The sequence below is a fragment of the Pseudomonas sp. S44 genome (assembly GCF_016624805.1).
Taxonomy (GTDB): Bacteria; Pseudomonadota; Gammaproteobacteria; order Pseudomonadales; family Pseudomonadaceae; genus Aquipseudomonas; species Aquipseudomonas machongensis.
Window position 1 is genome coordinate 1 of sequence record NZ_JACVTY010000036.1, and the last position, 19,117, is coordinate 19,117.

The following is a 19,117-nucleotide window of genomic DNA, read 5'->3' on the forward strand; positions in this document are numbered from 1 at the left end:
CCCCCCCCCCCCCCCCCGCTCGCCCCGCTGCCCCCTCCCCCCGCCGAGACGAAAATGCCTACCGTCCCCGGCGCCTGCTCACACAGCGCTTCATCCAAGCCTCCTGGAGTTCTACCCATGCCACATGAAGGCAGCATCCTGCAGACCGCAGTGATCTTCCTGCTTGCCGCCGTCGTCGCCGTGCCCCTTGCCAAGCGCCTGCAACTGGGTGCCGTCATCGGCTACCTGCTCGCCGGCGTGGCCATCGGACCACAAGCGTTGGGCCTGATCCGCGACACCGAGAGCGTGGCGCACATTTCTGAACTGGGCGTAGTCCTGCTGCTGTTCATCATCGGCCTCGAACTTTCCCCACGACGTCTGTGGCTGATGCGCAAGGCGGTGTTCGGCGTAGGCCTGGCACAAGTGGTGCTGACTGGCGCGATCATCGGTGCCATCGCCCTGTTCGGCTTTGCCCAGTCCCTGCCAGCAGCCGTGGTGCTCGGCCTGGGCCTGGCGTTGTCATCTACCGCGCTGGGCCTGCAGAGTCTGGCCGAAAGCAAGCAACTGAACGCCCCCCATGGGCGCCTGGCCTTTGCCATCCTGTTGTTCCAGGACATCGCGGCAATCCCGCTGATCGCGCTGGTGCCGCTGCTGGCGGCCAGCGGCCCGGACACCAGCCACGGCGACAGCATCGAACATGGCCTGCGGGTGTTCGGCAGCATCGCCATCGTCATCGTCGGCGGGCGCTACCTGCTGCGCCCGCTGTTCCGCATCGTCGCCCGTACCGGCCTGCCGGAGGTGTCCACGGCCACCGCGCTGCTGGTGGTGATCGGCACCGCCTGGCTGATGGAGGAAGCCGGCATTTCCATGGCACTGGGCGCGTTCCTCGCGGGCCTGCTGCTGGCCGACTCGGAATACCGGCACGAGCTGGAGTCGCAGATCGAGCCATTCAAGGGCCTGCTGCTGGGGCTGTTCTTCATCAGCGTTGGCATGGGCGCCAACCTTGGCCTGCTGCTGGAGGCACCCGCGCTGTTGCTGGGCCTGACCTTGCTGCTGGTAGCGGTGAAACTGCCACTGCTGATGCTGGTCGGCCGTGCGGTGGGCGGCCTGAGCAACCTGAGCGCGCTGCGCCTGGGGCTGGTGCTGGCGGCGGGCGGTGAGTTCGCTTTCGTGGTGTTCAAGCTGGGCAAGGACCAGAACCTGTTCGACACCTACACCTACGATCTGCTGCTGATGACAATCACCCTGTCGATGGCCCTGACGCCGGTGTTGCTGCTGGCCAGCTCGCGCCTGATCAAGCGCCCGGCGCCAGCCCGCGAAGTGCCAGAGCAATACCGCACGATCCAGGCCGACGCCCCGCGCGTGGTGATCATCGGCATGGGCCGCATGGGGCAGATCGTGGCGCGTATCCTGCGGGCCCAGAAAGTCTCCTTCATCGCCCTGGACACCTCGGTCGATGCCATCGAGATGACCCGCACCTTCGAACAGGCCCCGGTGTTCTACGGCGACCCGATGCGCCCCGAGGTGCTGCATGCGGCCAAGGTCGGCGAGGCCGAGTACTTCGTCATCACCACCGACGATCCGGAAGCGACCATCCGCATCGCCGAGCGGGTCAAGCATGAGTATCCGCACCTGAAGGTGATCGCCCGGGCGCGTAACCGCCAGCACGTGCACAAGTTGCTCGACGTCGGCGCCGAGCCGATTCGCGAGACCTTCTACTCGAGCCTGGAGATGACCCGCCTGACCCTGATCGGCCTTGGCCTGAGCGAGGCCCAGGCGGCAGACCGCATTCAGCGCTTCACCGAGCATGACCAGCAGGTGCTGGAAGCACAGGGGCGGGTTCGCGATGACCGGGCGAAGGTGATGCAGACGGCCAAGGAGGCCAGGGTGGAGCTGGAGCGGTTGTTCGAATCGGATAGCGACTGAGCTGTATGCCGCAGGGGCCTCCATGCCGCCCCTGCGGCGACACGGCACCTGCTCGACGCCGTGCCAGGAAGGATCAAAATCAGCTTAGGCTCAAGCAAATCCCAGCCGCACGATAGGCGGGTGCTCACGATGAGCAGCCTGCCATAGATCATACGCCGCCTGCTCTGCCAGATATTGGCGGGCACGGCCCAGACCAGCCAATTCAAGCCGGTACGCAAGATCGGCGGAGATAGCTGCGCGCCCGTTCATCACAGTGGACAGTTGACCTCGGGAATAACCGAGATGACGAGCAAGCGCAGAGACACTCAGGCCAATCGCCGGCAGGACATCCTCGCGCAACGCTTCACCTGGATGGGGGGGGTTATGCATGGGCATGACAGTGCCTCCTAGTGATAGTCCAGATAGTCCACAAGCTCTGCATCAGTGCCGACAAAGCGAAACACCAGCCCCTCTACACAGACTGCACAATTCTGGAGGGAAGGCGTTCCGGAGGGGAGTTTCAGCTTTCCGCCTAAGGCGTGAGAGCCTTCCGATCCACTGGCGTGATCTGATACCTACGAAAACCCACCACACAAACAGCAAAAAGGGCGACTGTCTCCAGTCGCCCTCAATCCCGCAGTTGCGCAGGCCCGGCCTCAGCCAGTCACTTCGCCAGAAACGCCAGCAAGTCGTCGTTCAATTGCTGCGCGTGGGTCACGGCAAAGCCGTGTGGTGCACCCTGATACACCTTCAACTGCGCCCCCTCGATCATCTCGGCGGCTTTCTTGCCGGTGGTCTCGAACGGCACGATCTGGTCGTCATCGCCGTGGATCACCAGTGTCGGTACATCGATCCTGGCCATGTCCGGGCGGAAATCCGTTTCGGAAAACGCCGTCACGCAGTCGATGGTGCCTTTGAGCGAGGCCAGCAGGGCAATGTTCAGGGTCTGGGCCTGCACGCCCTGGGAGACTTTCTGCCCATGGTTGATGCCATAGAACGGCGCGGCGAAGTCGGAAATGAACTGCGCACGGTCGGCACGCAGGCCGTCGCGAATACCGTCGAATACCGACTTGTCGACACCCTCGGGGTTGTCGGCGGTCTTGATGAACAGGGGCGTCACCGCACCCAGCAGCACCAGCCCGGCCACGCGCTCGCTACCCTGCTTGGCGATGTAGCGGGTGACATCGCCACCGCCCATGGAGAAGCCGACCAGGGTGACGTCACGCAGGTCCAGGTGCTCGATCAACTGGGCGATGTCATCAGCAAAGGTGTCGTAGTCGTAACCGTTCCACGGCTGGCTGGAACGCCCGAAGCCGCGGCGGTCGAAGGCGATAGTGCGATAGCCGCGGCTGGCCAGGAACTCCATCTGGCCATCCCACATGTCGGCGTCCAGCGGCCAGCCGTGGCTGAACAGCACGGGCTTGCCGCTGCCCCAGTCCTTGTAATAGATCGCGGTGCCATCGCGGGTAACTAGTGTGCTCATGTCGGAATCTCCTGAAAGTCGGGTAGGTCTGGATCTTGAGTGCGGGGCGCGAGGAACATTCCATCGCGCGGCTGGCCGGTCGGTCACGAGGCGTAACGACCGGCCTTTGGCTGGGTCACTTGCCTGCGGTGAGGGCGTTGTAGCTGGTGATCAGGTTGCGGTAGTCGGGGATGTGGTTGGAGCACAGCGCGGCCAGGCCTTCGACGTCGTTGCGCCAGTCACGGTGCAGCTCGCAGGCCACGCCGAACCAGGTCATCAGTTGCGCACCGGCAGCTTCCATCCGGCGCCAGGCGGCATCGCGGGTCATCTCGTTGAAGGTGCCGGAGGCATCGGCCACCACGAACACTTCGAAGTCCTCGGCCAGGGCCGACAGTGCCGGGAAGGCCACGCACACTTCAGTCACGACACCGGCGATGATCAGCTGCTTCTTGCCGGTGGCCTTCACCGCCTTGACGAAATCTTCGTTGTCCCAGGCATTGATCTGGCCAGGGCGGGCGATGTAGGGCGCGTCCGGGAACAGCGCCTTGAGCTCTGGCACCAGCGGGCCGTTGGGGCCTTGCTCGAAGCTGGTGGTGAGGATGGTCGGCAGGTTGAAGAACTTGGCCAGGTCGGCCAGCGCCAGCACGTTGTTCTTGAACTTGTCCGGCTCGATGTCGCGAACCAGCGACAGCAGGCCTGCCTGGTGGTCGACCAGCAGTACGGCGGCGTCGTCTTTGTTCAGGCGGTTGTAGGTGAATTGGCTCATGGTCTGTACTCCCAATGTGTCTTCGATGTGCGGTAAGTGGGGTGTTGCGCGTTGATGAGTACAGATTAAAAACATCACCTTTGATGCGGTAGACTGCAAAAATTGTCTGTAGCGTTCTGTTTGGAGAACGATCTTGGAAGACCTGAATTCCCTCTATTTCTTCACCCAGGTCGTCGAGCATGGCGGCTTTGCCCCGGCGGGCCGGGCGCTGGACATGCCCAAGTCGAAACTCAGTCGGCGCATCGCCGACCTGGAAGACCGTCTTGGCGTTCGCCTGCTGCACCGTACCAGCCGCCACTGTTCGCTGACCGAGATCGGCCAGGCCTACTACAACCGTTGCCTGGCCATGCGTGTGGAAGCCGAGGGCGCGGCAGAGATCATCGAGCGCAACCGCAGCGAACCACGTGGTCTGGTGCGAATCAGTTGCCCCACCACCCTGCTCAACTCCTGGGTCGGGCCGATGCTCACCCGCTACATGCTCAAGTACCCGCAGGTGGAGCTGTTCATCGAGAGCACCAACCGTCGCGTCGACCTGTTGCATGAAGGCTTCGATGTGGCGCTACGGGTGCGCTTCCCGCCGCTGGAGAACACCGACATGGTGATGAAGGTGCTGAGCAACAGCACCCAATGCCTGGTGGGCCATCCATCGTTTCTCGCCCAACTGCCCGAAGGTTTCGAACCGCAGGTACTGAGCTCGCTGCCAAGCCTGCACTGGGGCGCGGCGCAGCAGAAGTATCAATGGGAGTTGTTCCAGGGGGAGGACATGGCGCGCAAGCTGGTGATCACGCACACGCCGCGCATGGTCACCGATGATCTGTTCGCGCTGCGGCATTTCGTGGTGGCGGGGGTGGGCATCGCGCACTTGCCGCGGGTGGCGGTGCGCGAGGACCTGGCCCAGGGGCGCCTGGTGGAGATGTTGCCGGCGTGGCAGCCGCGCTGCGGGATCGTCCATGCGATCTTCCCGTCGCGGCGCGGGCTGCTGCCTTCGGTACGCTCGCTGATCGACCATCTGGCCGAGGAGTTTGCGGTCAGTGATATGGCTTGAGTTTCAGAACGCGAAGCAGGAACAGCCCAGCGCTCCCCAGAAGCCCTGATAGTCGCTCACCGGCACGCTGGAATGGCGTGCCTTCTCATGGCTGTGCGCATGCACCCCGCACGGCCCGACGCACTGGTGTACCGTCGCAGCCAGCGGCGCACCGGCCTGCCAGTGGCCCGGCACCTTGGCCACCGGCGACCACTCGGGCACCACCGGAATCTGCGCCGGGCCGAGCTTGTCGAACTCCGCCGCGCCGTACACCACCTTGCCATCCACCACCGTCAGCACCGACTCGATGCTCTTGATCGCCTCTTCCTCGACGCTGAAGAAGTCCAGCGACAGCGCCGCCAGGTCAGCCAATTGCCCGACCTTGATCTGCCCCTTCTTGCCCTGCTCGCTGGAGAACCAGGCGCTGCCATGGGTGAACAGCTCGAGCGCCGTGGCGCGACTCAGGCCTTCCGGATACAGCTCCAGGCCGCCAACGGTCTTGCCGCTGACCATCCAGTACAGCGACGTCCACGGGTTGTAGCTCGATACTCGGGTGGCATCGGTGCCGGCACCGACCGGCACACCCTCGGCGAGCATGCGCTGGATCGGCGGGGTCTTCTCGGCGGCCTTGGCGCCGTAGCGGTCGACGAAATACTCACCCTGGAAGGCCATGCGGTCCTGGATGGCAATCCCGCCATTCAACGCCCGCACCCGCTCGATGTTCTTCGGCGAGATGGTTTCGGCGTGGTCGAAGAACCACGGCAGGTTGTTGAACGGGATGTCGCGGTTGACCTTCTCGAACACATCGAGCATGCGCGAGATGGACTCGTCGTAGGTGGCATGCAGGCGGAACGGCCAGCGCTGCTCGACCAGGTGACGGATCACCGGCTCCAGCTCTTCTTCCATGGTCTGCGGCAGGTCCGGACGCGGCTCGAGGAAGTCCTCGAAGTCGGCAGCGGAGAACACCAGCATCTCGCCAGCGCCGTTGTGGCGCAGGAAGTCGGTGCCGCTGTGAACTTTCACGCTGGAGGTCCACTTCTTGAAGTCGTCCAGCTCTTCCTTGGGTTTCTGGGTGAACAGGTTGTAGGCGATGCGCACGGTCAGCTGGTCGTTGTCGGCCAGTTGCTGGATCACCGAATAGTCGTCCGGGAAGTTCTGGTAGCCGCCACCTGCGTCGATGGCGCTGGTCAGGCCGAGGCGGTTGAGCTCACGCATGAACTGACGGGTCGAGTTGACCTGGTACTCCAACGGCAACTTCGGCCCCTTGGCCAGGGTGGCGTAGAGGATGGTCGCGTTGGGACGGGCGATGAGCATGCCGGTCGGGTTGCCGAACTTGTCGCGCTGGATTTCGCCACCGGGCGGGTTGGGTGTGTCCTTGGTGTAGCCGACAGCACGCAACGCCGCGCGGTTGAGCAGCGCCCGATCGTACAGGTGAAGGATGAACACCGGCGTGTCAGGCGCAGCCTGGTTGATTTCTTCAAGGGTAGGCATGCGTTTTTCGGCGAACTGGAATTCGTTCCAGCCACCCACCACTCGCACCCATTGCGGCGTTGGTGTGCGCAGGGCCTGCTCCTTGAGCATGCGCAGGGCATCGGCCAGCGATGGCACGCCTTCCCAGCGCAGTTCAAGGTTGTAGTTAAGGCCGCCGCGGATCAGGTGCAGGTGCGAGTCGTTCAGACCCGGGATCACCGTGCGCTGCTTCAGGTCGATGATCTGCGTGCTGTTGCCCTTGTGGGCCATGGCTTCGGCATCGCTGCCCACGGCGACGAAGCGCCCGTCCTTGATGGCCACGGCAGTGGCGGTCGGTTTTTCACGGTCGACGGTGTGCAGCTTGCCGTTGAACAGAATGAGGTCGGCGGTCATGGGATCTCCTGAAATGTCGGCATGGGCGGAATCGGTGAAGGGCAGTGCGGACCAGAGCGCGCCAGCCGCACCGAGCAGGGTGCTGCTGGCGAGGAAACGGCGGCGGCTCTTGTCGGTGGGGTCCTGATTCATGGTGCTCTCCGTCCGGTGGGGTGATCGGGCGATTGAACGCTAGCAGTGGATCGTCAGGCGTGCGCTCAACGGCGCAGCCATCCGGCGCAGCGGCGCGTCACCCACGGCATGATGAAGAACACCACCGGGAGGATGACGCACAGGTTGACCAGCAAGTTGCTCGCCAACGGCCCGCCCAGCGGCGGCACCTTTGCGAACAGCGGCGCCAGCAACAGGGGCACCAGCAAGGTCATCGGGCAGATAACCAGATAAGTCAGCACCGCCTGCTTCCAGCGCGCAGGCTGTGTAGCTGCCGTGCTGGATGGGGTGAACCAGAACTCCGGGTCATCGTGGATACGGGTCTGGTCACCCTCCTCCAGCAGCGGCAGCACTTCGGCGACCAGGCGCTGGCGCTCCGGTGAATCGACCCAGGCACGCAGTTGTCCTGCATCGGCAAAACGCACCACGGTGGTGAACTGACCACCATTGTCGTCCGGGCGGATCACGTTCACGTCCAGATGACCCGGTTGGCGGCGGGCAACCCCGACGGTATGACGCAACCAGGTCTCGTAGTGCGCCAGGGCATCGGCCCGGACCTTGTGCTGGATCACCAGGGTGACCACGCTGCTGTTGTTCATTGCTGAATACCTGAGCAAAAGTTGACCAGGCGCCGCAGAGGGCGCCTGGCGGGGCGGCTCACTTGCCCGCGGTGAGGGCGTTGTAGCTGGTGATCAGGTTGCGGTAGTCGGGGATGTGGTTGGAGCACAGCGCGGCCAGGCCTTCGACGTCGTTGCGCCAGTCACGGTGCAGCTCGCAGGCCACGCCGAACCAGGTCATCAGTTGCGCACCGGCAGCTTCCATCCGGCGCCAGGCGGCATCGCGGGTCATCTCGTTGAAGGTGCCGGAGGCATCGGCCACCACGAACACTTCGAAGTCCTCGGCCAGGGCCGACAGTGCCGGGAAGGCCACGCACACTTCAGTCACGACACCGGCGATGATCAGCTGCTTCTTGCCGGTGGCCTTCACCGCCTTGACGAAATCTTCGTTGTCCCAGGCATTGATCTGGCCAGGGCGGGCGATGTAGGGCGCGTCCGGGAACAGCGCCTTGAGCTCTGGCACCAGCGGGCCGTTGGGGCCTTGCTCGAAGCTGGTGGTGAGGATGGTCGGCAGGTTGAAGAACTTGGCCAGGTCGGCCAGCGCCAGCACGTTGTTCTTGAACTTGTCCGGCTCGATGTCGCGAACCAGCGACAGCAGGCCTGCCTGGTGGTCGACCAGCAGTACGGCGGCGTCGTCTTTGTTCAGGCGGTTGTAGGTGAATTGGCTCATGGTCGTGCTCCTTCGGATGGGTTGGGTTGTTGTCTCGACTGCATGGGCACAGATTAAAAACATTGCATTTCTTGCGGTAGATAGTGAAAAACAGCCTTAGCGTTCCTTTTTTGGAACGATCAAATCGGTGCAGTCCTGTTCGCGGGCAAACCCTCTCCCACAGATGCCCCATTGCCTGGGCAACCAACCTGCTCTTTACTACCCCTCAGCCCTCCCCTAGCCCCCCGAGACCACCATGCTGGCCTTCATCCAGTCTTATCCCCTGCTGCTGGGTACCTGCCTGATCTTCCTCGACCTGCTGCTCTGGCAACTGATCCCGCTGGAGCGTCGCGCCTGGCGTATCGTCACGCGCCTGGGCATCTTCGTCATCTTCAGCGCGGTTCTGCTGGCTGCCGGCATGAGCCCGCTGCAACCGCCGCCATGGGCGGACGATGTCGCGCGCAACCTGATCGCGACGGTGCTGACCATCGGCTGGTGGCTGTTCGGCGCGCGCACGGTGACGGTGGTGTTCGGTCTACTGATGATCGCCCGCGGCAGTCACGGCGGACGCCTGCTGCAGGATGTCGTGGGAGCGCTGATCTTTCTCGCCGCGGCCGTGGCAGCGGCAGCCTATGTCCTGCAACTGCCGGTCAAGGGGCTACTGGCGACCTCCGGGGTGATGGCCATCGTCATCGGCCTGGCGCTGCAGAGCACCCTGGCCGACGTGTTTTCCGGCATCGTGCTCAACACCACGCGGCCCTACCAGATCGGTGACTCGATCTCGATCGACGGCACCGAGGGCAAGGTGGTGGATATCGACTGGCGCGCCACGCGGCTGATCACCGGCACCGGCAGCCTGGCGGTGATTCCCAACTCGGTGGCAGCCAAGGCGCGCCTGCTCAACCACAGCCGGCCTGCCGACCGCCACGGAGTTTCGATCAGTGTGGTGGTACCCGCCAGAATCCGCCCCAAGCGGGTGTTCGATGCGCTGGAAAAAGCCCTGCAAGGCACCAGCGCCCTGCTCCCGTCACCCGCAGCGAAGGTGTCGGTGAAAGCCTCGACACTGGAATCGGTGGAATACGAGGCCAGCGGCTTCATCGCCGACGCGGCGCACAAGACCGAAGTACGCAACCAGCTGTTCGACCTCGCCCACCGCCATCTCGAGGCCAGCGGCGTGATGTGGAACCTCGACCTCGCCGTGACCCCACGCAGCCGACAGCGTGAGCTGCTCGACGAAGTGCGGGTGTTCCGTTCGCTGAGCAGCGAGGAGCGCGATGCCCTCAGCCAGCGCATGATGGCGGTGGAGTATCTGGCCGACCAGGTGATCCTGGATGTCGGCGAACAGTCCGATCACCTGCTGGTGATCGGCAGCGGCGTGGTCCAGGCATCGATCCGCAATGGCGACAAGCAGGTGGAGGCCGGGCGCATGGGGCCGGGGGAAGTGCTGGGGATCGAGGGCATCATGGACGAGGACAGCTCGTTCGCCGAGTTCCGCACCCTGACTGGCTGCCTGCTGTACCGGATCGACAAGGAGCAGGTGCGCAGTTGCCTGGCCGAGCGCGGCGAAGTGGTACAGGCGTTGAACAAGCTGCAGCGCTTCAGGCTGCAGAGCCGGGAGTCACTGCTGCTGCAGAAACCGGCAGCGGTGAAGAAGGGTGGCTTCCTGAGCTGGCTGCACAAATAAACGGGCCCTTTCGCGGGCTTATCCGCGGAAGGGCCAGCGCAATCACAACACCACGCGCAAGCACTGCCCAGCGTGATACAGCGAGAAGCCCGACTCGTAGAAGGCCGTGCGCAACGAAGGCGCACTCACCGGTTTCATCGGCGAGAACGGGATCGGCAGGTGGTCGGGATCATCCTTGAGCAGAAACTCCGCAAGGGCCCGCCCAATCACCGTGCCCGTGGTATTGCCACGACCGTTGTAGCCCGTCACCGCCACCACCCCCGACGCTGGCTCGAACAGGCGCATCAGGTGGTCGGGGGTGAAGTCGATGCAACCGGTCCAGTGCACCTCCCACTCGACCTTGCCCAGTTCAGGGAAGTAATGGCTCTGGATTCGATCGGCCCAACTGCGCACGAACCACGCCGGCTTGTTGTCGACCCGGCCCAGGCTGCCGAGCAGCAGGCGACCTTGATCATCGCGGCGGATGCTGCTGAGTACGGTGCGGGTATCCCACGAGCCCTGGCCATGGGGCAGGATCCTGTCGGCCGCCGCCCCCTGCAGTGGCTTGGAGGCGACCTGGTAGTAGTAGCCGCGGAAGAAGTGCTTCTGCAAATGGCTCCAGTCGCCCTCGGTGTAGGCGCCCGTGGAAATCACCACCTTGTCCGCGCGCACGCTGCCACGGTCGGTGGCGACTCGCCAGCCGTCGCCATCACGTGTCAGGCCTTCGACCGGCGATTGCTGGAACAGCTTACCCCCCAGACGCTGCACCGCGGCGGCCAGACCCTGGGTGTAGCCCATGGGGTTGATGGTGCCAGCGCGGCGGTCGAGCAGCGCGGCGGAAATCTTGTCGGTACCGCAGTATTCCTGGCACTCGGCCCCCCGCAGCAGTTCCACGTCGGCACCACGGCGGCGCCATTGCTCGTGGCGTGCTTCGAGGTCGGCGAGGCCCGTGGCGTTGTGCGCCATGTGCAGGTTGCCTTTGTGCTGAGCCTGGCAGTCGATGCCCAGGCGTTCGATCATGGCGAAGACTTCACCGGGCGCCTCGCCCAGCACCTTGTTCAGGCGCCCGCCCTGCTCGACGCCCAGGGTTGCCTCGACGTCGTCAGGGCGAATCCAGGTCCCGGCGTTGACCAGCCCGACATTGCGCCCGGAACCGCCATGCCCAACCTTCCACGCCTCCAGCAGGACGACCGACTTGCCTTGTTCGAGCAGGTGGATCGCCGCCGACAGCCCGGTGATTCCTGCGCCGATCACGCAGACATCGGCCTTGTATTCACCGGCCAGGGCCTGTGAAGCAACGGTCGGTTGGGTGATCGATTCCCACAGACATTCTTGACGCAGTTCGGACATGGCCCGGCTCCAGCAATATTGTTCTTGTTGCAGTTGGGGCGGCATGCCGCCCAATCGCGGGACAAGCCCGCTCATACAGGGATCCCCATCGCCTGCGCGATCCTTGTAGGAGCGGCGGTTCGGCGCCCCGACTTGTCCCGCGAACCGGGGGCCAAGGCCCCCGGCCATTACATCAGTCGAACACGATCCCCTGCGCCAGCGGCAGCTCACGCGAGTAGTTCACGGTATTGGTCTGACGGCGCATGTAGCCCTTCCACGCATCCGAACCGGACTCACGGCCACCACCCGTCTCCTTCTCGCCACCGAAGGCGCCGCCGATTTCCGCGCCGCTGGTGCCGATGTTGACGTTGGCGATACCGCAATCACTGCCCGAGGCGCTCTGGAAGCGCTCGGCCTCACGGATGTCGGTGGTGAAGATGCACGACGACAGGCCCTGTGGCACTTCGTTGTTCAGGCGCAGGGCCTCTTCGAAGTCATCGTAGGCCAGCACGTAGAGAATCGGCGCGAAGGTTTCGTGGCGCACCACCTCGCTCTGCGCAGGCATCTCGGCGATGGCAGGCGATACGTAATAGGCATTGGGGTACTGGTCGGCCAATTGGCGCTCGCCACCGAAGACCTGCCCACCCTCGTCGCGTGCCTTGGCCAGCGCGCCCTGCATGGCGTCGAACGACAGCTTGTCGATCAGTGGGCCGACCAGGTTGTCCTTGCGCGGGTCGCCGATGCGCACCTTGCCGTAGGCGGCTTTGACGCGGGCGACCACTTCGTCCTTGATCGAACGGTGGACGATCAGGCGGCGCAGCGTGGTGCAGCGTTGGCCAGCAGTACCCACGGCCGAGAACAGGATGCCGCGCACGGCCAGGTCGAGGTCGGCGCTCGGGGCAAGGATCATGGCGTTGTTACCGCCCAGTTCGAGGATGCTGCGGCCGAAGCGCGCCGCAACCCGTGGGCCTACTTCGCGGCCCATGCGGGTGCTACCGGTGGCGCTGACCAGCGGTACGCGCGGATCATCGACCAAGGCTTCACCGGCTTCACGCCCGCCGATCACCAGTTGGCTGAGGCCCTGCGGCGCCTCACCAAAGGCTTTCAGGGCCTTCTCGAACAGCGCCTGGCAGGCCAGTGCGGTCAGCGGGGTCTTTTCCGACGGTTTCCACACCACCGAGTTGCCAGCTACCAGCGCCAGCGTGGTGTTCCATGCCCATACCGCAACCGGGAAGTTGAAGGCGCTGATCACCCCAACCACGCCCAGCGGGTGCCAGGATTCACGCATGTGGTGGCCCGGACGCTCGGAGGCGATGGTCAGGCCGTAGAGCTGACGCGACAGGCCGACGGCGAAGTCGCAGATGTCGATCATCTCCTGCACTTCGCCCAGGCCTTCCTGGGTGATCTTGCCGGCTTCGATGGACACCAGCTCGCCAAGGTCAGCCTTGTGCGCACGCAGCACTTCACCAAACAGACGTACCAGCTCGCCGCGACGCGGGGCCGGTACGTTGCGCCAGGCTTCGAAGGCTGTTTGCGCCTGGTCGATGCGGGCGATGGTCTCGGCCTTGCCGAGCAATTTCACCGAGGCGATCTGGCTGCCGTCGATCGGCGTGTGAACAGGGTAGTCGCCCTGGGTGTGATCCGCGGCGGCGACGCCGAGGCGCTCGAGCAATGCAGCAACCATTGTGCTTCTCCTACATCGGGTGAAGGGTTGAAAAGGTGATGGGGATCAGTATTAATCCGATTACATTGCTGCAACAAACGACCTTTATTCCTCTTATCATTCCCCTGCGGAATGGTATCGCTGCCGTAGAGAGTGCCATGTCCAAACGCCTGGTTCCGTCGATGACGGCCTTGCAGTGCTTCGAGGCTGCCGCCCGCCACCTGAACTTCACCCGCGCCGCCGAAGAGCTGCACCTGACCCAGAGCGCTGTCAGCAAGCAGGTGGCACAGCTCGAAGAGATGCTGCGTCACCACCTGTTCCTGCGCATCCGCCGGCGCCTGCAGCTCACGCCGGCGGGCTCGCTGTACCTGGCCGAGGTCAACAAGATCCTCACCCAGGTGGACATGTCCAGCCGCTATGTCCTCACCTATGGCGAACAGACCGAAGTATTGAAAGTAGCCACTCAACCGAGTTTTGGCGTGCGCTGGTTGATTCCTCGGCTCAAGGGCTTTGGCAAACGCCACCCGAACATCCACCTGGACATCCGCAACGAAATGGAGCCCTTCGCCCTGCTGCAGGGCTCGGCCGACGTGGTGTTCTTCTTCGGTCAGGGCACCTGGCCGGGTGCGACCTGCGTGGAACTGTTCGGCGAAGAAGTGGTGCCGGTATGCGCCCCGGAGCTACTGGCCGGACAAGTGCTGGACAGCCCCGGCGCGCTGGCCGGGCAAGTGCTGCTGCAAAGCACTTCGCGGCCGGAGGCCTGGCATGAATGGTTCCTGGAACAGGGGCTGCACACCGACAACAGCTACCATGGTCCGCGCTTCGATACCTTCTACATGGCCCTCAGTGCCGCACAGTCCGGCTGCGGCGTGGCCCTGGTGCCGCGCTACCTGGCGGCCAAGGAGTTGGCCGAGGGCAGCCTGGTGGTGGCCTGGAACCATTCGATGCCGAGCAACGGCAAGCACTACCTGGCGTTCGCCGAACATGCCGCGGAGGTGCCCAAGGTGCGGGCGTTGGTGGAGTGGATTCGGGCACAGTTGCCAGGGTGATGTGCTGGCGCGGCGGGCCCAATCGCGGGACAAGTCGCAGCGGCGAACCGCCGCTCCCACAGGCACCCCGCTGGTCTCAGAGTCGGCGGGGGCCTGTGGGAGCGGCGGTTCGCCGCTGCGACTTGCCCCGCGATAGGGCCGGCAAATTCAATAGCAAAAGGAATGACCCTCACACTTTTTTTCGCTTGTGGACAAAGTCCATTCCCCGCTTTCATGTAAGGGTATCTACTGACCTTCAGGAAGCTAGCGATGCCCGCCCACGATTTCGTCAGCCCCGACAGCATCCGCGCGCAGTTCTCTGCCGCCATGTCGCTCATGTACAAACAGGAAGTGCCGCTGTACGGCACGCTGCTGGCGCTGGTGAGCGAAATCAACCAGCAGGTCATGGCCCAGCAGCCTGAGGTCGCCCAGGCCCTGCGCTGGACCGGTGAAGTCGAACGCCTGGATCAGGAGCGCCATGGCGCGATCCGCGTCGGCACCGCCGAAGAGCTGGCGACCATCGCCCGCCTGTTCGCCGTCATGGGCATGCAGCCGGTTGGCTACTACGATCTGAGCTCGGCCGGCGTCCCGGTGCACTCCACCGCCTTTCGCGCGGTGCACGAACAGGCGCTGCACATCAGCCCGTTCCGCGTGTTCACCTCGCTGCTGCGCCTGGAGCTGATCGATAACCCGCCCCTGCGCGCATTGGCCCAGGACATCCTGGCCAAACGCCAGATCTTCACCCCGCGCGTGCTCGAACTGATCGCCCAACGCGAACGCGACGGCGGCCTGAACGCAGCCGATGCCGAAACCTTCGTACAGGAGGCGTTGCACACTTTCCGCTGGCACCAGCAAGCCACGGTCACCGCCGAACAGTACCAGCAACTGCACGATCAGCACCGCCTGATCGCCGATGTGGTGGCCTTCAAGGGCCCGCATATCAATCACCTGACGCCACGCACGCTGGACATCGATGCGATCCAGGTCGGCATGCCGGCCAAGGGCATTCCGCCCAAGGCCGTGGTCGAAGGCCCGCCCACTCGGCGTCACCCGATACTGCTGCGTCAGACCAGCTTCAAGGCGTTGCAGGAAATGGTCGCGTTCAGCGATGCCCAGGGCAGCCACACCGCGCGCTTCGGCGAGATCGAGCAACGCGGGGCGGCGCTGACGCCGAAAGGCCGGGCGCTCTACGACCGCCTGCTCGACGCGACCCGGGCCGCCCTCAACGGCGTACCGGCCGAAACCAATGCCGAGCACTACAAGACGCTGCTGGCGCAACACTTTGCCGAATTCCCGGATGATCTGACGCAGATGCGCGAGCAGGGGCTGGCGTACTTCCGTTACTTCGCCACCGAAAAAGGCCTGGCCGAACGAGGTCGCCAGGATCGACCGTCCACGCTGCAAGGCCTGATCGACGCTGGGCATGTGCATTTCGAGGCGCTGGTGTACGAGGATTTCCTGCCGGTCAGTGCCGCAGGGATCTTCCAGTCGAATCTGGGCGACGATGCCCAGGCCGACTATGGCAGCAATGCCAACCGCGACGCCTTCGAGGCAGCGCTGGGACTCAAGGTGCAGGACGAACTTGCGCTGTACGCCCAGAGCGAACGACGTTCGCTGCAAGCCTGTGCACAGGCCTTGGGCGTTACGCTGGAATAGGGCTGCCAGGCAGCCCCTGTGTGCGGCCTCGGCCGCACGCCATCACTCGCCGATGGCAGCCTTGTAGCCTGCCGCGTCCAGCAGTTTGTCCAGCTCGGCCTTGTCGCTCGGCTTGAGCTTGAAGATCCACGATTCGTAGGGCTCTTCATTGAGCAGCTCAGGGCTGTCGGCCAGCTCCTCGTTGACGGCGATGACTTCGCCGCCGACCGGGGCGTAGATGTCGGATGCGGCCTTGACCGACTCGACCACCCCCGCAGCGTCGCCCGCGGCGAACACCTTGCCGACTTCGGCCAGTTCGACGAACACTACATCACCCAGAGCTTCCTGGGCGTGATCGCTGATACCCACGGTCACGGTGCCGTCGGCTTCCAGGCGCGCCCATTCATGACTTTCAGCAAAACGCAGGTCGGCGGGGATATTGCTCATGTGTCGTATTCCTCGGTTGGCTCAGCGGTCTACCGCCGGTAATTGAGTGTTCAGATCAGGGTCTTGCCGTGGCGCACGAAGGTCGGTTTGACCACCCGCACCGGATACCACTTGCCACGAATCTCTACTTCGGCGCGGTCGCCAGTGGCGATGGGCACGCGCGCCAAGGCAATGGACTTGCTTAGCGTAGGGGAGAAACTACCACTGGTGATCTCTCCTTCGCCAATACCGGCAACACGAACTGTCTGGTGGGCACGCAGAACACCCCGCTCCTCCAGTACCAGGCCGACCAGTTTGTCCTGCACACCACGCTCGATTTCCGCCAGCAGGCCGCTGCGGCCGATGAAATCGCGTTCAGCAGGCTCCCAGGCAACGCTCCAACCCAGGTTGGAGGTCAGCGGTGTGTGGGCTTCGTCGATATCCTGGCCGTACAGGTTCATGCCGGCCTCCAGGCGCAGCGTGTCACGAGCACCAAGGCCGCTGGGGGCGATGCCGGCGCCGACCAGGTCGTAGAAGAAGCTTGCGGCCTGATCGCCCGGCAGGATGATTTCCAGCCCATCTTCGCCGGTGTAGCCGGTGCGGGCGACGAACCAGTCGCCTTCGGCGACGCCCTCGAACGGGCGCAGCTCGCGAATCAGCGCCGCACGCGCAACACTGAGCAACGCGGCGACCTTCTCACGGGCGTGGGGCCCCTGGATGGCGAGGATCGCAAGCTCGGGGCGAGCCTCGATGCCTACGGTAAAGCCTTCGCTCTGGGCCTCAAGCCATGCCAGTACCTTGTCGCGGGTGGCAGCATTGGCCACCAGTCGATAGCCGTCTTCGGTGCGGTAGGCGATCAGGTCGTCGATGACCCTGCCCTGCTCATTGAGCAACGGGCTGTAGAGGGCTTTGCCGGGGCTTTGGAGGCGGGCCACGTCGTTGGCCAGCAGGCGCCGTAGCCAGGGGGTGGCGTCGGCACCGTCGATGTCGATGACTGTCATGTGGGAAACGTCGAAGACGCCGCAATCACTGCGGACCTGATGATGTTCTTCGACCTGAGAGCCGTAATGCAGGGGCATGTCCCAACCGCCGAAATCGACCGTCTTGGCGCCAAGCGCCAGATGCAGGTCGTACAGGGGCGTGCGCTGTCCCATGGGTTTCTCCTTCCGGGCGTGGCGAAGCAGAGGCGGTCGGTGCTGTTGAATCAACACCTGATCTTGTAGGACCCACCTCTACGAATGCCGCGCATTGTAGCCGCAAGGGCGGGGACTGGCACCCTCAGCGAGGATGCCCAGGACGAGAGGCAGAGCGGCGGATCAGGCCGATGACCGGCAAAAGCCCCACCAGCACCAGGGTCAGGGCCGGCAGCGAAGCGCGCGCCCATTCGCCCTCGCTGGTCATCTCGAACACCCGCACGGCCAGGGTGTCCCAGCCGAACGGCCGCATCAGAAGCGTGGCCGGCATCTCCTTCAGCACATCGACAAACACCAGTAGCGCGGCACTGAGCGCACCCGGCACCAGCAGCGGTAGATACACCTTGAAAAACAATCTCGGCCCCGCCACGCCGAGGCTGCGCGAAGCCTCCGGCAGCGACGGGCGGATCCGCTCCAGGCTGCTTTCCAGCGGCCCGTAGGCCACCGCGATGAAGCGCACCAGATAGGCCAGCAACAGCGCAGACACACTGCCCAGCAACAGCGGCTTGCCGGCGCCGCCCAGCCAGGTGGAAAGCGGAATCACCAGTTGATTGTCCAGATAGCTGAACGCCAGCATGATCGACACCGCGAGCACCGAGCCAGGCAAGGCGTAGCCCAGGTTGGCCAAGCCGACGCCGACACGAATCGATGGCGTGGGCGCCTGACGCCGGGCAAAGGCCAGCAGCAGCGCCACACTGACGGTGATCAACGCCGCCATCGTGCCCAGGTACAGGGTGTGCAGGATCAACGCGCCATAGCGCTCGTCCAGATCATGTCGGCCACGCTGCCAGAACCAGGCCAGCAACTGCAGCAGCGGGATGACGAAGGCGCAGGCGAACACCAGCAGGCACCAACCACTGGCCGCAAGCGCCTTGAGCCCGCGCAGATGATAGAGCGCCTGCCCGCGCGGACGCTCGTTGCCGCTACGGCTGGCGCCACGGGCGCGGCGTTCTCCATAAAGCACCAGCATCACGGCCAGCAGCAACAGGCTGGCCAGTTGCGCCGCACCGGACAGGCTGAAGAATCCGTACCAGGTCTTGTAGATGGCGGTGGTGAAGGTGTCGAAGTTGAACACCGAGACCGCACCGAAGTCCGCCAGCGTCTCCATCAACGCCAGGGCGATGCCCGCGCCAATGGCCGGCCGCGCCATCGGTAGCGCCACCCGCCAGAACGCCTGCAACGGCGACAACCCCAGCACCCTTGCGGCCTCCATCAGGCCCTTGCCCTGGGCCAGGAACGCCGTGCGCGCCAGCAGGTAGACATAGGGGTAGAACACCAGCACCAGCACGATGATGACCCCGCCGGTCGAACGTACCCGGGGCAGGCGCATCGGCCCGAACACCTCGCGCAAGGCACTCTGCACCGGGCCGGAGAAGTCCAGCAGGCCGACGAAGACGAAGGCCAGCACATAGGCGGGGATGGCAAAGGGCAGCATCAGCGCCCAGTCGAGCCAGCGCCGGCCGGGGAACTCACAGAGGCTGGTGAGCCAGGCCAGACTGACGCCCAGCACGGTGACGCCGACACCCACGCCCAGCACCAGGGTCAAGGTGTTACCCAGCAGGCGGCTCATCTGGGTGTCGAGCAAGTGCGACCAGATCTGCGTGTCGATCGACTGCCACGACAGCACCAGTACGCTCAGGGGCAGAAGCACCAGGGCGGCGACAAGGCTGACCGGAAGGTACCAGCGGCGTTGGGGGGAGTGGGGCAAGGCAGGTATCTCGGTTGCAGGTTGCGACCGCTGTGCGGTCGTTCGCAGCTGAAGCCG

16 protein-coding genes are annotated in these 19,117 nt (G+C 64.4%); 5 read left to right on the plus strand and 11 right to left on the minus strand.

The features are described from left to right. Positions 1 to 117 precede the first annotated feature (117 nt). Complete coding sequence (locus IAE40_RS21950) at positions 118 to 1,905, plus strand: monovalent cation:proton antiporter-2 (CPA2) family protein (RefSeq protein ID WP_200603864.1); 1,788 nt, start codon at positions 118 to 120, stop codon at positions 1,903 to 1,905. A gap of 90 nt (positions 1,906 to 1,995) precedes the next feature. On the opposite strand, the gene IAE40_RS21955 is transcribed toward IAE40_RS21950, so the two are convergent. The 3 genes from IAE40_RS21955 to ycaC (IAE40_RS21965) all read right to left on the minus strand — a co-directional run bounded on the left by IAE40_RS21955 (position 1,996) and on the right by ycaC (IAE40_RS21965) (position 4,112). Then, positions 1,996 to 2,280, minus strand: coding sequence for a HigA family addiction module antitoxin (locus IAE40_RS21955; RefSeq protein ID WP_200603865.1), 285 nt, complete (start codon positions 2,278 to 2,280; stop codon positions 1,996 to 1,998). 268 nt (positions 2,281 to 2,548) lie between these two features. Beyond that, on the minus strand, positions 2,549 to 3,367 hold the full coding sequence (locus IAE40_RS21960) for an alpha/beta fold hydrolase (protein WP_153772509.1): 819 nt from the start codon (positions 3,365 to 3,367) through the stop codon (positions 2,549 to 2,551). A gap of 115 nt (positions 3,368 to 3,482) precedes the next feature. After that, on the minus strand, positions 3,483 to 4,112 hold the full coding sequence (gene ycaC, locus IAE40_RS21965; protein ID WP_054893711.1) for an isochorismate family cysteine hydrolase YcaC: 630 nt from the start codon (positions 4,110 to 4,112) through the stop codon (positions 3,483 to 3,485). Between the two features lie 133 nt (positions 4,113 to 4,245). Between ycaC (IAE40_RS21965) and IAE40_RS21970 the strand changes: the two genes are divergently transcribed. After that, positions 4,246 to 5,157, plus strand: a complete 912-nt coding sequence (locus IAE40_RS21970) for a LysR substrate-binding domain-containing protein (RefSeq protein ID WP_063542074.1) — start codon at positions 4,246 to 4,248, stop codon at positions 5,155 to 5,157. A gap of 3 nt (positions 5,158 to 5,160) precedes the next feature. Here IAE40_RS21970 and IAE40_RS21975 read toward each other — a convergent pair whose 3' ends face one another. The 3 genes from IAE40_RS21975 to ycaC (IAE40_RS21985) all read right to left on the minus strand — a co-directional run bounded on the left by IAE40_RS21975 (position 5,161) and on the right by ycaC (IAE40_RS21985) (position 8,436). After that, entirely contained in the window at positions 5,161 to 6,999 is a 1,839-nt protein-coding gene (locus IAE40_RS21975) for an amidohydrolase (protein WP_200603871.1), read from the minus strand. A gap of 197 nt (positions 7,000 to 7,196) precedes the next feature. After that, positions 7,197 to 7,748: an antibiotic biosynthesis monooxygenase gene (locus IAE40_RS21980; RefSeq protein WP_054925746.1), complete on the minus strand. Its 552-nt coding sequence runs from the start codon at positions 7,746 to 7,748 to the stop codon at positions 7,197 to 7,199. A 58-nt stretch (positions 7,749 to 7,806) separates the two neighbouring features. Then, complete coding sequence (ycaC, locus tag IAE40_RS21985; RefSeq protein ID WP_054893711.1) at positions 7,807 to 8,436, minus strand: isochorismate family cysteine hydrolase YcaC; 630 nt, start codon at positions 8,434 to 8,436, stop codon at positions 7,807 to 7,809. A 235-nt stretch (positions 8,437 to 8,671) separates the two neighbouring features. Here ycaC (IAE40_RS21985) and IAE40_RS21990 point away from each other — a divergent pair, with 235 nt between their 5' ends. Next, entirely contained in the window at positions 8,672 to 10,099 is a 1,428-nt protein-coding gene (locus tag IAE40_RS21990) for a mechanosensitive ion channel family protein (protein WP_065861741.1), read from the plus strand. A gap of 42 nt (positions 10,100 to 10,141) precedes the next feature. On the opposite strand, the gene amaA is transcribed toward IAE40_RS21990, so the two are convergent. Both amaA and amaB read right to left on the minus strand, forming a co-directional pair. Beyond that, positions 10,142 to 11,428 carry an L-pipecolate oxidase gene (amaA, locus tag IAE40_RS21995; RefSeq protein WP_112897084.1) on the minus strand — a complete coding sequence of 429 codons (1,287 nt, stop codon included), beginning with the start codon at positions 11,426 to 11,428 and terminating at the stop codon, positions 10,142 to 10,144. A gap of 172 nt (positions 11,429 to 11,600) precedes the next feature. Beyond that, a complete protein-coding gene (gene amaB, locus IAE40_RS22000; protein WP_054893714.1) occupies positions 11,601 to 13,091 on the minus strand; it encodes an L-piperidine-6-carboxylate dehydrogenase in 1,491 nt (496 codons plus the stop codon). 137 nt (positions 13,092 to 13,228) lie between these two features. Between amaB and IAE40_RS22005 the strand changes: the two genes are divergently transcribed. Further along, on the plus strand, positions 13,229 to 14,119 hold the full coding sequence (locus IAE40_RS22005; protein WP_153775023.1) for a LysR substrate-binding domain-containing protein: 891 nt from the start codon (positions 13,229 to 13,231) through the stop codon (positions 14,117 to 14,119). 249 nt (positions 14,120 to 14,368) lie between these two features. Further along, on the plus strand, positions 14,369 to 15,754 hold the full coding sequence (hglS, locus tag IAE40_RS22010) for a 2-oxoadipate dioxygenase/decarboxylase HglS (protein WP_197893425.1): 1,386 nt from the start codon (positions 14,369 to 14,371) through the stop codon (positions 15,752 to 15,754). A 42-nt stretch (positions 15,755 to 15,796) separates the two neighbouring features. Here hglS and gcvH read toward each other — a convergent pair whose 3' ends face one another. The 3 genes from gcvH to IAE40_RS22025 form a co-directional block, all read right to left on the minus strand. Then, positions 15,797 to 16,180 (minus strand): glycine cleavage system protein GcvH, encoded by a 384-nt coding sequence (gene gcvH, locus IAE40_RS22015; RefSeq protein ID WP_054894075.1) that lies wholly within the window; start codon positions 16,178 to 16,180, stop codon positions 15,797 to 15,799. Positions 16,181 to 16,230: 50 nt separating this feature from the next. After that, positions 16,231 to 17,313, minus strand: coding sequence for a glycine cleavage system aminomethyltransferase GcvT (gcvT, locus tag IAE40_RS22020; RefSeq protein ID WP_200603866.1), 1,083 nt, complete (start codon positions 17,311 to 17,313; stop codon positions 16,231 to 16,233). Between the two features lie 124 nt (positions 17,314 to 17,437). Further along, a complete protein-coding gene (locus IAE40_RS22025) occupies positions 17,438 to 19,060 on the minus strand; it encodes an ABC transporter permease (RefSeq protein WP_200603867.1) in 1,623 nt (540 codons plus the stop codon). Positions 19,061 to 19,117: the final 57 nt, after the last annotated feature.

Bases quoted from the DNA above. Each gene is read 5' to 3' on its own strand.
- IAE40_RS21975 (WP_200603871.1), bottom strand. From the start codon at position 6,999: ATGACCGCCGACCTCATTCTGTTCAACGGCAAGCTGCACACCGTCGAC.
- ycaC (WP_054893711.1), bottom strand. From the start codon at position 4,112: ATGAGCCAATTCACCTACAACCGCCTGAACAAAGACGACGCCGCCGTA.
- IAE40_RS21960 (WP_153772509.1), bottom strand. From the start codon at position 3,367: ATGAGCACACTAGTTACCCGCGATGGCACCGCGATCTATTACAAGGAC.
- IAE40_RS21980 (WP_054925746.1), bottom strand. From the start codon at position 7,748: ATGAACAACAGCAGCGTGGTCACCCTGGTGATCCAGCACAAGGTCCGG.
- IAE40_RS21955 (WP_200603865.1), bottom strand. From the start codon at position 2,280: ATGCCCATGCATAACCCCCCCCATCCAGGTGAAGCGTTGCGCGAGGAT.
- IAE40_RS21950 (WP_200603864.1), top strand. From the start codon at position 118: ATGCCACATGAAGGCAGCATCCTGCAGACCGCAGTGATCTTCCTGCTT.
- hglS (WP_197893425.1), top strand. From the start codon at position 14,369: ATGCCCGCCCACGATTTCGTCAGCCCCGACAGCATCCGCGCGCAGTTC.
- gcvT (WP_200603866.1), bottom strand. From the start codon at position 17,313: ATGGGACAGCGCACGCCCCTGTACGACCTGCATCTGGCGCTTGGCGCC.
- amaB (WP_054893714.1), bottom strand. From the start codon at position 13,091: ATGGTTGCTGCATTGCTCGAGCGCCTCGGCGTCGCCGCCGCGGATCAC.
- IAE40_RS21990 (WP_065861741.1), top strand. From the start codon at position 8,672: ATGCTGGCCTTCATCCAGTCTTATCCCCTGCTGCTGGGTACCTGCCTG.
- ycaC (WP_054893711.1), bottom strand. From the start codon at position 8,436: ATGAGCCAATTCACCTACAACCGCCTGAACAAAGACGACGCCGCCGTA.
- gcvH (WP_054894075.1), bottom strand. From the start codon at position 16,180: ATGAGCAATATCCCCGCCGACCTGCGTTTTGCTGAAAGTCATGAATGG.
- IAE40_RS22005 (WP_153775023.1), top strand. From the start codon at position 13,229: ATGTCCAAACGCCTGGTTCCGTCGATGACGGCCTTGCAGTGCTTCGAG.
- amaA (WP_112897084.1), bottom strand. From the start codon at position 11,428: ATGTCCGAACTGCGTCAAGAATGTCTGTGGGAATCGATCACCCAACCG.